The 13324-nt window shown below is 57.0% G+C and carries 11 protein-coding genes; 3 read left to right on the top strand and 8 right to left on the bottom strand.

Annotated features, from left to right (window positions below):
• Positions 1-35: 35 nt before the first annotated feature.
• From A6F49_RS09015 to A6F49_RS09000, 4 genes are all read right to left on the bottom strand, one after another.
• On the bottom strand, positions 36-2570 hold the full coding sequence (locus A6F49_RS09015) for an ATP-dependent Clp protease ATP-binding subunit (protein WP_043058157.1): 2535 nt from the start codon (positions 2568-2570) through the stop codon (positions 36-38).
• A gap of 213 nt (positions 2571-2783) precedes the next feature.
• On the bottom strand, positions 2784-2996 hold the full coding sequence (locus tag A6F49_RS09010; RefSeq protein WP_150119439.1) for a hypothetical protein: 213 nt from the start codon (positions 2994-2996) through the stop codon (positions 2784-2786).
• A 9-nt stretch (positions 2997-3005) separates the two neighbouring features.
• The gene (lysS, locus tag A6F49_RS09005; protein ID WP_043058156.1) at positions 3006-4553 is read right to left on the bottom strand and encodes a lysine--tRNA ligase; all 1548 of its coding nucleotides are present in this window, start codon (positions 4551-4553) and stop codon (positions 3006-3008) included.
• Between the two features lie 80 nt (positions 4554-4633).
• Complete coding sequence (locus A6F49_RS09000) at positions 4634-5545, bottom strand: LysR family transcriptional regulator (protein ID WP_043058155.1); 912 nt, start codon at positions 5543-5545, stop codon at positions 4634-4636.
• 109 nt (positions 5546-5654) lie between these two features.
• Here A6F49_RS09000 and gabT point away from each other — a divergent pair, with 109 nt between their 5' ends.
• The gene (gabT, locus tag A6F49_RS08995) at positions 5655-7010 is read left to right on the top strand and encodes a 4-aminobutyrate--2-oxoglutarate transaminase (RefSeq protein WP_043058154.1); all 1356 of its coding nucleotides are present in this window, start codon (positions 5655-5657) and stop codon (positions 7008-7010) included.
• Between the two features lie 79 nt (positions 7011-7089).
• Here the strand turns inward: gabT and A6F49_RS08990 are convergent, their stop codons facing one another.
• A complete protein-coding gene (locus tag A6F49_RS08990) occupies positions 7090-7860 on the bottom strand; it encodes a type 1 glutamine amidotransferase (protein ID WP_043058238.1) in 771 nt (256 codons plus the stop codon).
• Between the two features lie 47 nt (positions 7861-7907).
• Positions 7908-8450, bottom strand: a complete 543-nt coding sequence (locus A6F49_RS08985; protein WP_043058153.1) for a YbhB/YbcL family Raf kinase inhibitor-like protein — start codon at positions 8448-8450, stop codon at positions 7908-7910.
• A gap of 184 nt (positions 8451-8634) precedes the next feature.
• Between A6F49_RS08985 and solA the strand changes: the two genes are divergently transcribed.
• Positions 8635-9789 (top strand): N-methyl-L-tryptophan oxidase, encoded by a 1155-nt coding sequence (gene solA / locus A6F49_RS08980; protein WP_161485796.1) that lies wholly within the window; start codon positions 8635-8637, stop codon positions 9787-9789.
• Between the two features lie 123 nt (positions 9790-9912).
• On the top strand, positions 9913-10212 hold the full coding sequence (locus tag A6F49_RS08975) for a hypothetical protein (protein WP_043058151.1): 300 nt from the start codon (positions 9913-9915) through the stop codon (positions 10210-10212).
• Positions 10213-10350: 138 nt separating this feature from the next.
• Here A6F49_RS08975 and A6F49_RS08970 read toward each other — a convergent pair whose 3' ends face one another.
• The gene (locus A6F49_RS08970) at positions 10351-12369 is read right to left on the bottom strand and encodes a M13 family metallopeptidase (protein ID WP_043058150.1); all 2019 of its coding nucleotides are present in this window, start codon (positions 12367-12369) and stop codon (positions 10351-10353) included.
• Positions 12370-12409: 40 nt separating this feature from the next.
• Entirely contained in the window at positions 12410-13324 is a 915-nt protein-coding gene (gene panC / locus A6F49_RS08965; RefSeq protein ID WP_235604935.1) for a pantoate--beta-alanine ligase, read from the bottom strand.

The following is a 13324-nucleotide window of genomic DNA, read 5'->3' as shown; positions in this document are numbered from 1 at the left end:
AGGAGGATGCCGGCGTTGTCAGTTATCGTATGCGGTTAGCTGTCACTACCTGCTTCGATGGCCTCACGTTCTGGTGGGGCTTCGATGGATTCGGTTTTCTTGATGATCTCGAATTCCAGGATGGCGTCCTTGCCCTCGCCCGAGGTGGTAACCGCAATGTGCGATTGCGCTGGGATTTCACCGTAGAGCAGTTTCTCAGACAGTTTGTCTTCGAGCATGTCCTGAACGGTACGGCGCAGCGGACGGGCACCCATGGATGGGTCGTAACCGCGAGTGGCCAACAGTTCCTTGGCGGCATCGTTGAGTTCGATGCTCAGGTTCTGTTCGGTCAGACGATCCTGGAGGGAGGCCACAAACAGGTCGACAATCTCGACGATCTCGTCCTTGGTGAGCTGTGGGAAGACGATGACGTCGTCCACACGGTTGAGGAACTCTGGACGGAAGTGCTGACGCAGTTCTTCCTGAACGGTAGCCTTCATGCGCTCATAGCCGGTCTGGGTGTCCGAGATCGATTGGAAACCGGTCTGGACGCCACGCGAGATATCGCGGGTACCCAGGTTGGTGGTCATAATGATCACGGTGTTCTTGAAGTCCACGACGCGACCCTGCGAGTCGGTCAGACGACCTTCTTCCAGAATCTGTAGCAACGAGTTGAAGAGGTCCTGGTGGGCTTTTTCAACTTCGTCAAACAGCACAACGGAGAATGGACGACGACGAACCCGTTCGGTCAGCTGGCCACCTTCTTCGTAGCCGACGTAGCCCGGAGGGGCACCGAAGAGCCGCGAGACGGTGTGCTTTTCCTGGAATTCTGACATGTCCAGGGTGATCAGGGCGTCTTCGTCACCGAAGAGGAATTCAGCCAGGGTCTTGGCCAGTTCGGTCTTACCAACACCGGTCGGGCCGGCGAAGATGAACGAACCGGTTGGACGGTTTGGATCCTTCAGACCTGCACGAGTACGACGGATCGCACGTGACAGGGATTTGACGGCTTCGTCCTGGCCAATAACGCGACGGTGCAGTTCGTCTTCCATGTTGCGCAGACGCTCGGCTTCGGTCTCCGACAGGCGGAAGACTGGAATACCGGTCGACTTGGACAGCACTTCGGCGATCAGATCTTCGTCAACCTCGGCAATGCCGGTGGCTGCTTCTTCGCGCCATTCGCGTTCCTTGGTATTGCGCTCGTCTTGGAGCTGTTGCTCTTTATCACGCAGTGAGGCGGCACCTTCGAAGTCTTGGCCGTCAATGGCGGCTTCCTTCTCCTGGCGAACCTGTTCGATGCGGGCATCGTATTCTTTGATTTCTGGCGGGGTCGACATGCGCTGGATGCGCAGCCGAGCACCGGCCTCATCAATGAGGTCAACGGCCTTATCCGGCAGGAAGCGATCCGAGATGTAGCGGTCAGCCATGGTGGCTGCTGCCTGCAGCGCTTCGTCGGTGATCGACACCCGGTGGTGCGCTTCATAACGGTCACGCAGACCGCGCAGAATTTCTACGGTGTCTTCAACCGATGGCTCATCCACCTGAATTGGCTGGAAACGACGTTCCAGGGCCGCATCTTTTTCAATGTGCTTACGGTACTCGTCCAGAGTGGTTGCACCAATGGTTTGCAGTTCACCACGGGCCAGCATCGGTTTGAGAATCGATGCGGCGTCAATGGCGCCTTCTGCGGCACCGGCACCGACCAGGGTGTGGATCTCGTCGATAAACAGGATGATGTCACCACGGGTACGGATTTCTTTGAGCACCTTTTTCAGGCGTTCTTCGAAGTCACCACGGTAACGGGAACCTGCAACCAGCGAACCCAGATCCAGGGTGTATAGCTGTTTGTCTTTCAGCGTCTCTGGGACGTCGTTGCGCACAATGGCTTGTGCCAGACCTTCGACGACGGCGGTTTTACCAACACCTGGTTCACCGATCAGCACCGGGTTGTTCTTGGTGCGCCGGGACAGAATCTGCATGACGCGTTCCATTTCATCGGAACGGCCAATAACAGGATCAAGTTTGGATTCACGTGCAGCAGCAGTCAGGTTGCGCCCAAACTGGTCTAGCACTACCGAACCGGCTGGCTGGCCCTGGCTTTGTCCGGACGGTGAGACACCGGCGGTTTCTTTGCCTTCGGACTCGCCGGAGCCCTGGTAACCGGACAGCAGTTGGATAACAGTCTGGCGAACACGGTTCAGGTCAGCACCAAGCTGGACCAGAACCTGGGCGGCAACGCCTTCGCCTTCACGAATCAGACCCAGCAGGATGTGCTCGGTGCCAATGTAGTTGTGGCCCAGCTGCAGTGCTTCACGCAGCGATAGTTCTAGGACTTTTTTGGCACGTGGGGTAAATGGTATGTGGCCGGATGGGGCTTGTTGACCCTGGCCGATGATTTCTCGAACCTGTTCGCGCACTGCGCCCAGGGAGACATCGAGGGACTGTAGGGCTTTGGCTGCCACGCCATCACCTTCGTGGATCAACCCGAGCAGGATGTGCTCGGTACCGATGTACGAGTGGTTGAGCATGCGCGCTTCTTCCTGCGCAAGCACTACGACTCGTCGGGCCCGATCGGTAAATCTTTCAAACATAGGCACGCTCCTTGCTGGCTATAGGTCTGATCGTACTGAGTTATAAATTGTATTGAGACTGCTGTTCACTGCTGGGCGAAGGAAATGTGCCATCTTTCCCCAAAGCTGAGTCTAGTCGGCTCAGGGGTAAATTTGCACAAACCGTATCCTTTCAGACAAACGTAATTGGTGGGGTCTAGGATAACCAGGTTTGGCGCTGCGTTATTCCAACAGTTAAAGCTTTTCCACGGCCTCGCCGGCGTCGTCGCCACGCTGCTGAGCGCTCTGAGCTTCGGCCCAGGCTTGGGCTTCACGTTCTTCGGCGTCGCGGCGTGCATCGCGCTCGCCCGAGTCACCTCGGAACAGCGAGCGCATGACCAACCAGAAGATGAAGAACAGCCCAATTGATGGTGCCAGGACTTCGAAGTAGTCCATGAATACGTCCACGGCGTCTCCTTAGTCGTCGCCTTCTGGCTTGAGTAGCGGGAACAGAATAGTTTCACGAATTCCAGTCCCCGTCAACAGCATGACCAACCGGTCCACACCCATACCTAAGCCACCGGTTGGTGGGGCACCATATTCTAGTGCGCGCAGGAAGTCGTGGTCTAGCTGCATGGCTTCTTCATCGCCAGCAGCTGCAGCCTCGGACTGGGAAGTCAGACGTTCGCGCTGAATGACCGGGTCCACCAGTTCGGAGAACGCGGTGCCAACTTCGAAGCCATCAATGATCAAATCCCAGGCCTCGACCATGCGTGAGTCTTCGCGGTGTGGGCGAGCCAGCGGCTGGGCGGCCTGCGGGTAATGGTAAATAAAGGTTGGCTGCACCAGATTTGGCTCAACCAGTTCATCAAACAGTTCCAGCGCCAGTTCCCCAGCGTCGTTATGCTTGACAGGATCGATGTCAAGGTTATTGGCCTTAGCTAGTGCCAGCAGATCCTGTGCACTGGTATCCGGGGTAACCTCTTGGCCGACAGCTTCCGAAACGGCCGGGTAGAACTCTTTCCACGCCCACTCGCCATCCAGCACAATGGTCTTGCCCTCGGGGGTGGTCAGTTCACTTTCGACGCCGGCGGCTTTGGCAGCGGCCAGGATAATTTCGCGGATGCGCTCGGCCATGCCATACATATCCGAATACGCCTCGTAGGCTTCCAGCATCGTAAATTCTGGCGAGTGCGTTGAATCGACGCCCTCATTACGGAAAACACGACCGACTTCAAAAACTTTGTCAATGCCTCCCACGACGGCGCGCTTCAAGAACAGCTCAGTCGCAATGCGCAGGGTCATCTTCTGATCAAACGCATTCAGGTGCGTTTCAAAGGGGCGAGCCTGAGCACCACCGTGAATCAACTGCAGGATCGGGGTCTCCACCTCAATGTAGCCCTGATCTTCCAGGGTGCGACGGATCGCACGGACGACTCCGGCACGCTTGTGCACCATTTCGGCAGCCTCTTGGCGCACGATCAGATCCGCATAGCGCTGACGCACCCGGGTCTCATCGGCCAGATCGGCGTGCAGCACCGGCAGTGGGCGCAGCGCCTTGGAGGCCATGGCCCAGGTATCGGCCATGATCGACAATTCGCCGCGCTTGGAGGTAATGACCTCACCGGTGATCGCAATGTGGTCGCCCAGATCCACCAGGTGCTTATAGGCATCCAGGGATTCCTTGCCGACCTTGCCCTGCGACAACATGACCTGCAGGCGCGGGTGTTCACCGGTCTCACCGCCTTCTTGCAGCGTGGCAAAGCACAGTTTTCCGGTGTTGCGTTGGAATACGACGCGTCCAGCCACCGAGACAATCTCACCGGTTTCAACACCGGGTGCTAAATCCGGGTACTTATCACGGATCTGAGCCAGCGTATGGGTGCGTTCTACGGCAACCGGGTAGGCCTGTTGGCCCGCGTCAAGCAGCTCTTGGCGCTTGGCGTGGCGGACCTTTCGTTGATCTCGCGTGTTCTCAACGGCGTCAACGGTGGTCTTAGTTTCAGATGTGTTGGTCGTATTCACGCCCTACAGTCTAGCCCCCAGTGGCGGACGACGACGTCGTTATGTCTGGTTTTGGCGCTTTAATCGCCCCTGGCTCACCCTCATATTCCTGCGCTGGGATCGATCGGTCCAGGGGTGAGTCCCGGATACCGGGCCTGGGCGAATCTGGCCAGGCGCGCGGCGAGTGCTTGGACGTCGTCGTAGGCGTAGTGGTCAGCCCGCCATCCGGCGTGTAACCACACCGATAAGATCTTGCCATTCGATACGATCTTGGCAGGTTTGAGCCCAAAATAGGCGTCCTCGGTAACAACCGCCACCCCATTGCCGGCCGCTACCAGTGCCTGGGCAACCCGGCCCGATTTCGTTTCGATAATCTGTGGTACCGTCAGCCCGGCGACGTCGACGGCACCATCCAGCACGCGACGGGACATGAAGTCTGTGGTCGTCACAACCACCCGGTCTTCCACGAGCTCTTCTAACGCAATCTCATCTCTACTGGCCCACGGATGGCCCGGGGCAACATAGGCCCACACCGGTAATTCAACCAGTGCGATGGAGGCGAATTCCTTGGGCGGCGCCGAGGGCATGATCACCAGGTCCGCGGTGTTGACGGCCTGTTCCAACGACGTCCCCAGTGGTGTTTCAATCACGTGCGAATGCAACTCGGAGGAATCCAGGGTGGCCACAAACGGGATCACAATGTCGATCAACGTGGTACCGGGTGCCGCGAAGGTGATTTCGGAGAAGCGCCCGGTGGCCAGCATGCGGGCAAACGCTTCGGCCTTGCGGATTTCGTCGACAACTTTTTGAGCCACCGGCAGGAATTCCTCGCCGGCGGCAGTCAATGCGACACCCGAATGGTGGGATTGCAGCAGATCAACTTTCAGGTGGCGCTGCAGTTTTTGCAGCTGCCGAGACAGGGCTGGCTGGGTGATATTCAATTGCCGGGCAGCCACCGACACATTGCGTGTTTCCGCCACGGTCAGAAACGCCGTGAGCAACCGTTCGTCCATAACGGTTAAGCATACCCACAATGACGAGAATCTATTGGCCGAACATAACCTGGATGGTCGATAATAGTACTGATCCCTATTCGTATTTGAACACCCAAAGGACTCCGTTATGACGCGTGAACCACTGGAACAGTCCCGCAAGCTCGTCACCGAACTGCCCGGACCCAAAGCCCGCCAGCTGCGTGAACAACTTGAAACCTACGTTCCCAAGGCCGTGAGCCCCTCGACCCCGGCATTCGTAGCCCGCGCCGAAGGCGGCATTGTTGAAGACGTCGACGGCAACCGCCTGATTGATCTGGGTGCCGGAATTGCTGTGACCACCGTGGGCGCTTCGCATCCAAAAGTTGTCGAAGCCGTCAAAGCACAGGTTGAGGACTTCACCCACACCTGCTTTATGGTCACCCCCTACGAGTCCTACGCCCAGCTGGCCCAGAAGCTCGACGAAATCGTCCCAATCTCCGGTCAGACCCGCACCGTATTACTGAACTCGGGCGCCGAAGCCGTTGAGAACGCCGTCAAAGTGGCCCGCGCCTACACTGGCAAACAGGCCATTGCCGCATTCGATAACGCTTACCACGGCCGTACGACCCTGACCATGGGTCTGACCGCCAAGAACATGCCGTATAAAGATTCCTTCGGACCATTTGCCTCCGAACTGTACCGCGTGCCAGGTTCCTACCCGTTCCGTGACGGCCTGCCCGGCGAAGAAGCCGCAGCCCGCACCATCGAAGCACTGGAAATCCAGATCGGCGCGAACAACCTGGCCGCCGTGATCATGGAACCCATCCAGGGTGAAGGTGGCTTCATCGAGCCTGCCGTAGGCTTCCTGGCTAAAGTCGTTGACTGGTGTAACGCCAACGGTGTGCTGTTCATTGCCGATGAAGTCCAGACCGGTTTCGTGCGCACCGGCACCTGGTTCGCCTCCGAAGCCCAAGGTATCGAGCCCGATCTGATCACCATGGCAAAAGGTATTGCCGGTGGTATGCCACTGTCGGCTGTCACCGGTCGCGCCGAACTCATGGATTCCGTGCACGCCGGTGGTTTGGGTGGCACCTACGGCGGTAACCCCGTTGCGGTGGCTGCCGGTCTGGCATCGATTGCCGTGATGGAAGAAGAAAACCTCGCCGCAAAGGCTCTACGTATCGAAGAAATCATCACCGAGCACTTCGCTGCGGTCCAGCAGGACGACGCCCGCGTCGGTGAGATCCGTGGCCGCGGTGCCATGATGGCCGTTGAATTCGTCGACCCAGAAACCAAGGCCCCACTGGCCGATCTGGTCAACGAGGTTGCCGTGGCCGCACGCAAACAAGGTGTCATCACCCTGACCGCCGGAACCTACGGCAACGTACTGCGCTTCCTGCCACCGGTTGTCATCGGTGAAGACCTCCTCAAAGAAGGCCTGAGCGTCATCACCGATATTCTGGCCGAAACGCGCACCCAGAACCGCCAGACCATCGACGCCTAAGCCCTCGAACCCCGGTCTAACTCCGACAACCCGCAAGCTGGCATTGTGCTGAGCTTGCGGGTTGTTGTGTTCTTGGTGTCTATGGCAGCGCTTCATGGCGCTGCATCCGGGGTGCCGCCTGCAGTGCCGCCACGAAGTTTCGGGCTAACGTGGCGGCATGCATCGCAATCTCATCGTCATTGCGTTCGACCAGTTGCATGCTCTGTTCAAAAAATTCCGCTAGTTCTGGCTTCTGGATGACATCTGCCGCACACCAACTACGGAACAGCTCCGGGGTCGCCTCGGGATGGAATTGCACACCCACCGCATGACCTATGCGGAACACCTGATGTTCGTAGCGGTCTCCTCGACCCAACAGCACAGCACCTTTGGGCAGTGCTGAAATGCCATCATAGTGAAACGACGTCGCACGGAAAGACTCCGGGAGGCCTTTCGTTATGGCGTCGTCGGCACTATCTGGCGTCCATGCAATATCGACCACACCGATTTCTGGACCAACGGGTGCATTGGACGTGACTTCCCCATCGAAGGCCAGGGTCAGCAACTGCGCACCCAGGCAAATGCCTAAGGCCGGGGCGTGTGCTTCAGCCGCGCGCTGGTAGAGGGCTTTGATGTCGGCAAGCCACGGGAACTGCTCAAGGCAATGGGCAGACATTGCGCCGCCCAATACGATCAGACCATCCGTGTGCAGCTCGGAGGGGACGTCGTCACCGGCGAAGGGTTGGATCACGGTGACTTCGGCACCGTACTGGGTCAACCAGTCAGCAAACCGACCCAGAGGCACCTGCTCATCCGGTTGAATCACCAGGATGCTCGCCCGCGTGGAAGCTGCGTTGTGCACTGTTCTCATGGCCATCCGCTCCTCCCCCGGTCATTAGGCGCCGTCCTTTAGGCCGGCTAGCGTCCAAAGATGCCGGTGATACGGCCCCGTCCGATCGCATGATTAAACAGGTTCATGCCCACCTGTTCTGGTGTGGCATCGGGTCCCAGCGCTAACTCAGTGTCCAGAGCGTGGACGACGAACATGTACCGGTGATCACCGTGTCCAACCGGCGGACGGGAACCGGTAAAACCTGCCACGTTGCGCGAGTTGCCCACAAAAATCGGGCCCTGCCCCTCACCAGTAACCCCAAAGGCCTCCCAGTCAATGGTGTCCCAGCGGACCGCTCCACCGGGAATCGAGGTCACCGAGGCGGGGATGTTGAACGCGGACATATGCCAGAACCCCGAACCTGTGGGAGCATCTGGATCCAGGCAGGTCAGGGCAAAGGTCTTGGTCCCCTCGGGAACATTGGACCAGCTCAGCTGGGGCAGCTCATCTTTGCCGCCGAGTTCTTCCATGACCGACCGGGGCGGCAACCGGCCGCCGTCGGTGAAGTCCTCACTCGTCAGGGTCATGTCGTGCAGTTTTGGTAACCGTTGATATGGATCAAAGCTCATGGTTGCATCATTGCACGCAGCATCCACGACGTCTACAGTTCAGTCACAATTCCGCCTCGAGATAGCTCTTGGGGAAAACACGGTTCGCCTGTCCCGATGCTGGCGATCTCCTGGATAACCTGAACTCAGGCCCCGCCCTATGGTTGCTGGTCCAAAGGATTTTCAAAAGCAAAGAGGTATCGCTGTGGAACATGCCGATGTGCTCGTTGTCGGAGCGGGCTCGGTTGGATCAATGACGCTGTGGCAACTCAGCCAACAGTCTGGCCTGAAGGTCATTGGACTTGATGCCCACCCCCGGGTGAATCTGCGAGCCTCCTACGCCGGTGAGTCGCGACTGTTCCGGACCGCGGTCAAAGAAGGCCCGGTATTCAATGACCACGCCTACGCCTCACTTGGCTTATGGCGAGCGCTGGAAGACACCTCGGGCAGGTCCATCCTGCATCAGTGCGGTGCGCTGAGCATCGGCCCGGCCGGTTTCGAAGCCATGCGCGTCACCCGCGACGTCGTCGAGCGCTACGACCTGCCGCATAAAATGCTCACCGCTGATGAATTGCATGCGGGTTTCCCACAGTTGGCCCCCGACCCCAACGACGTCGGGATCCTCGACACTCGAGGTGGGGTGCTGCGTCCAGAAGTCGCCGTTAGCGCAGCCCAGATGGCGGCCGAAGCCAACGGTGCCCAGTTATATTTCAATACCCAAGTGACCGGTTTGAACTCGCATGCCGACGGCGTAGCAGTAGAAACCAGCGCTGGCACGTTGACTGCCGGACAAGTGATCGTCGCTGCCGGGTCGTGGACCACCCAGCTACTGCCGCAGTTGGCGTCGTATGTGGAAGCTCGCCGCATTGGACTGACCTGGTCCATGCCCCAGCACATTGATCAATTCCGGCCCGAAGTGTTCCCGGTATTTATGCGCGACCGTGTCGAACCGGACGGGTCGGTCACCCACTGGTTTGGTGCACCAAGCCTGGATGGCTACAGCATGAAGATCGGTATCTATCCAGAACCCTGGAACACCACCATCTCCCCCGATGAACGACCGGCGGAATACACTGCCGAACAATTAGCATATGTCGCAGAGATGGTGACCCAGTGCGCTCCTGGTCTCATTGGCGCTGTCGTGCGACATTCAGCGCACCACGACAGCTTTGCCTCCAACCAGCTTCCAATCTTCGACCGGTCCAATGACGATCCGCGAATACTCTATGCCACAGGCATGCACGGCAATGCTTTCAAATTTGCGCCTTCCTACGGCAAGATGCTCGCTGAAATGGCTACCCATGGAGCTTCTGCTCTGTGGCGTGAAGAATTTAGTCTTGCCGCCCATGAGACACTCTGAGATGCTGCCACTTCAGTTATCCACAATCGCATAATCGGTGATGTCGCAATGCTTGCACCTGGCCTACGGTGGAAACGTCGGGATAAGGCAATGGCAGAACTTTAGGATTGATATAGGAGGTCGATGACAGTTCAGACCGTGTGGAATTCGACCATATTTCCAGTGGTGGGCCTCAGCGTGACTTTTGCGATCGCCCTGATGACCATGGGTTTATTGGAATTACCAGCAGAGATCGGCTGGGCGGCAATATTTCTCATGCCGATGGTCGGGTTTGGGATACTTTTACATCGCAACCAACGGGGCTCAAGTGTCAATCACCGGGCTGTGACGACGATGATGCTGTTGATCGTGCCGGTCGGAATTATTGTGCCACGCGTCGATTGGGATGGGATGGCGTCATGGGCCTGGCGGCTATCAGCCTAGTGGTCGGCATCACCGTTGGTGCACTGGTGCACAACAGCTATGTGGTAACCCAGCAGGCCGATACCGAAGCTGTCGTATGAAAGCCTTGGGGCCGGTTCGTGGTGAACCGGACCCAAGATCAATCATGCTCAACGCGCATTACCAAATGGTGACGCGTTCCTTTGGATCAAGCCACATCGAATCACCGGGTTCGGTTGCGTAGGCTTCGTGGAAGGCATCGAGGTTCTTGACGACCTGGTTGGCCCGGAATTCATTGGGCGAGTGTGGGTCGGTCGAGACTCGGGTGACAGCAGCTTCTGGACGGATCAGTTGACGCCATACGGATGCCCATGATTCAAAGAACTGTCGATCAATGGTCTTGCGATCTTCGGGATCTTTGGGGTCCAGCCCTTGAGCCTTGATGGCCTCTGGGTTCTGTTCCAGATAGAGATACAGGGCTTTATGGCTGATGCCCAGGCCACCAAGGTCTCCAATGTTCTCACCAAGGGTGAGTTCTCCATTGACGCTGTGCTCTGGTGCTTCCGAGGGTGCCAAGACTTTGTACTGGTCAATCAGTGACTGGGTGCGTTGCGTAAACGCTTCGCGGTCTTCATCACTCCACCAGTTATTCAAGGCACCATCGCCGTCGTATTGTGATCCTTGGTCGTCAAAACCGTGGCCAATTTCGTGACCGATGACAGCACCAATGCCACCAAAATTCTGCGCCGGAGTAGCCTCAGGCGAGAAAAACGGTGGCTGCAGAATGGCCGCCGGGAAGACAATCGCGTTTTCCAATGGTGAGTAGTAGGCATTAACCGTCTGAGGGCTCATGTGCCACTCTTCTGGATCTGGGCCATCCTCGATCTTGGAGAGGTTTTCTTCAAACTCATGTTCGGAGATACGGTCCAAAGTGCTAATCAAGTCAGTGGCATTCATCTTGATATCTGAATAGTCATGCCATTTGACCGGATAACCAACCATCGGGTTGAACTTCGAAAGTTTCTCGAGTGCTTTCTTCCGGGTCTTCTTGCTCATCCAAGGCAGTTCAGTAATGGACTGATGGTAGGCCTGCTGCAAAGCATCAACCAGTTCGTCCATGTGTTCCCGGTGAGATTCGGTGTAGTGCTGGGCAACATAGAGACGACCGACGTCTTCACCCAGGGTGGAGTTCACCAAAGCCACCGCGCGCTTCCAGCGAGGGCGTAATTCTTCGGTTCCGGTAAGGACCTTATTGAATTCGAAATCAGCTTCGACAAAGTCTTTCGACATATAAGGGGCGTGTGAAGACAGCAAATGCAGCTTCAACCAGGTGCGCCAGGATTTTGTCGGTTCCGATTGCAGGAGTTCTTCGAATCCTGTGAAGAAGTCTGGCTGCCATACGACAATTTCTTCCGAACGGTTATCGTGTTTCTGTCCCGGTGCCATTTTCATGCCCTTGAGCCAGTGAATGGCCGATGGGAATTTCTTGAGCAACTTTTTACGGGTGAACAGGTTGTAACGTTTGACCGCATCCCGGACTTTGACGATGTCCCAGTGCTGCTCGGCGATCTTGGTTTCCAAGTCGAGCACACGTTTTGCCATCTTACGTGCACGCTTTTCGGTTGGGGCAATTCCCGAGAGCAAAAAGAGCTTTTCAACATAGGTGCGGTAGGCATCCACGACGTGGGCGTGTTTTTCCTCGCGGTAGTACGACTCGTCAGGCAAACCTAGTCCGCTTTGGATCAGATGTAACAGCACTCGATCCGGATTTCCTGCGTCTGGCATCGCGCCGACTCCGACCGGACCGCCCACAATGCCTTTGCGTTGCAGCTTGCCGGTGAGTTTCAAGAACTCTTGGGGGGTTTCAACTTCAGAGATTTTATCCAGCGTCTCCCACAGCGGGGTGACACCCAGTGCCTCAATGGTCTTTTCATCCATCATCGCGGTAAAGAGCGCACCGATGCGAAGCTTGGCGCCCTCATCTGAGTGCGCAGCCTGAAATGAATGCTTGCGCTGCTTCTTGGACAGCTCTTTGGCAGCTGATTCTAAAATGTCATGAACAGCGATTTCAGACTGGTCGTGCAACTCCATAAAGGCGCCGTAGGTGCCACGATCAGCTGGAATGGTGTTGTTTTCCATCCAATCACCGTTCACGTGCCGATATAGATCCTGCGTCGGTTTTGGGGCTGTGGTTGTCACGCGTCTCCTTCAAAGATCGTGCCGGTATCCAATTGGTAGCCTATGGCGCTAACAACATATTGTCGATGAGTCGAACCGGGGGAACCCATGCCGCTACCAAGGCAAGTGCTTCTCGCTCTAAAGGCATTGCTAATTGCTGTGCAGTAAGGGGCTGGAGGGTGGTCGGATCGACGATTTCTAAATAGTCTAATTCTACGTTTTCTTGGGCTCGAATGATGTCTCTGGCAGCCGAAATATCTAAACGTTCACCTCGTGTTGCCAGATCGGCAAGATAATGGAGGGCCTGTGATAACCCGAGGGCTTTTTCCATGCCGTGATCGTCCAACCGGACATTGCGCGATGACAGCGCCAGACCGGTTGGGGCCCGGACCAGTGACACCGGGCGGATTTCGACTTCAATATTCAAATCTTGAGCCATACGAGTCACGATGGCCAACTGTTGGGCATCTTTTTGACCAAAATAGCTCCGGAACGCAGCCGGGGCCGGTGGCATCAGGATATTCCAGAGCTTTGCGACCACCGTACAGACTCCGTCGAAGTGTCCGGGTCGGGAGGCACCTTCAAAGACTCGGCCCATCTCCCCCGCGGAGACGCGAATTTGTGGGGCGTTAGGAAAGCCGGGATACATGTGCTCGGTGGCCGGTGCAAACACGATATCGCCGCCATAACGAGTCACCAGTTCCAGATCGGCCTCAAGGGTGCGCGGATAGTGCTCGAAATCTTCGGGCTGATCAAATTGCAGTGGATTCACAAAGATGGAGGCGACGACTAAGTCGTTTTCGGCTCGCGCCTGCTCAAAGAGCGCACCGTGTCCATCATGTAATGCGCCCATGGTCGGGACTAAACCGACCCTCGGGCTCGGATTACCGGCAGCGACCAGTTCGGCGACTTTGTCAGCAATCAGGGTTTTGACATCAGTGGTTGTGGTTGCCAAGAGGGCTTGTTGGTCGGTCAC

Origin of the sequence: Enteractinococcus helveticum, from assembly GCF_001657475.1 — a bacterium.
Lineage (GTDB): Bacteria > Actinomycetota > Actinomycetes > Actinomycetales > Micrococcaceae > Yaniella > Yaniella helvetica.
This window is presented reverse-complemented; position numbering and strand designations above follow the sequence as displayed.